The organism is Klenkia sesuvii (assembly GCF_037083825.1).
GTDB classification, from domain to species: Bacteria; Actinomycetota; Actinomycetes; order Mycobacteriales; family Geodermatophilaceae; genus Klenkia; species Klenkia sesuvii.
Genome location: NZ_JBAPLU010000053.1, coordinates 1 through 1,258 on the forward strand (window position 1 = coordinate 1; position 1,258 = coordinate 1,258).

Annotated in this window: 1 protein-coding gene; it reads right to left on the minus strand. The window is 70.3% G+C overall.

Translation table 11 applies throughout. The features are described 5' to 3' along the window. Nucleotides 1-19: 19 nt before the first annotated feature. The gene (locus TEK04_RS21165) at nt 20-1,114 is read right to left on the minus strand and encodes an IS110 family RNA-guided transposase (protein WP_336406351.1); all 1,095 of its coding nucleotides are present in this window, start codon (nt 1,112-1,114) and stop codon (nt 20-22) included. Nucleotides 1,115-1,258: the final 144 nt, after the last annotated feature.

A 1,258-nucleotide genomic window follows, 5' to 3' on the forward strand; every position in this document is an offset into this window, starting at 1 on the left:
GGGATGCTCCTATGGATCGTCAAGTGGTTGCAGCGACCGATGTCGGGTTGATGATCAGGTAGTAGAGCTCGCGGGCGATCAGACGCTTGAGGCAGCGGATGATCTCCTTGGTCGACAGGCCTTCTTCGGTGCGGCGCTTGCGGTAGGCGCGGGTGCGTTCGTCGTAGCGCAGCCGGACCAGGACGACGCGGTAGAGAGCGGAGTTGGCCTGCCTGTCACCGCCGCGGTTGAGGCGATGGCGGGTGGTCTTGCCGGAGCTGGCCGGTACGGGTGCGACTCCGCAGAGGGCGGCGAAGGCGGCCTCGGAGTGCAGCCGTGCCGGGTTGTCCCCGGCGGTGACCAGCAGCTGCCCGGCAACGTCGGTGCCCACCCCGAAGGCTGCGATGAGCGCGGGGTTGATGGCTGCAACCAGGTCGTCCAGGACGGCGTCGAGTTCGCCGATCTCGACGGTCAGGTCGGTGTGCCGCCGGGCGAGGGAGCGCAGGGCGATCTTGGTGGCGTGGGTGGGGTCAGCAGCTCGGGTTCGGTCGGGTCGCAGCCCCGCGCACGTGCGGATCAGCTGCGTGTCGGTCAGGCCGGCCAGCGTGGCGCGCAAGTCGGCCGGGGCGGTGACCAGCAGCGACTTGATGCGGGTCATCACGTGCGCCCGGTCGGTCACCGCGCTGGTGCGGGCCACCCGCAGTACCCGGATGGCCTCCACCGACCCGGTGCGGGTCTTGGGGGTGCCACCTGCACGGCCGGCCAGGACGGCGCGGGCTGCGGCTTCGGCGTCGATGGGGTCGGACTTGCCGGCGAACCGGCGAGTCTTGCGATCGGGGCGGTCGACCTCGATCACCTGCACGCCGGCGGCGGTGAGGTGGCGGGCCAGGCCGGCACCGTAGGCGCCGGTGCCTTCCACCCCGACCTGGGTCAGAAGACCGTGGCCGATCAGCCAGGCCAGTAGTGCGGCGTAGCCGGCGCAGGTGGTCGGGAACTGGGCGTGCCCCAGCAACCGGCCGGCGGTGTCGATGACCGCGGCGGTGTGGGTGTCGGCGTGGGTATCGACCCCACCGACCACAGCCAGCCCGGTGTCCGGGAGGTGGGCAGGAGCAGGTAGGTCTGCGATCGTGGTCATCGTCGTCCTCGGTTTCAGGTGGTGGGGACGGCACGCACCACCAAGGCGAGCGGACAAGACAGTGACGGGTGCTTGCTGGCACAAGCTCCTATGAGGTCACGAACCCTCGGCGGTGGGTGCACGAGCACCGCAGCAGGTCGAACC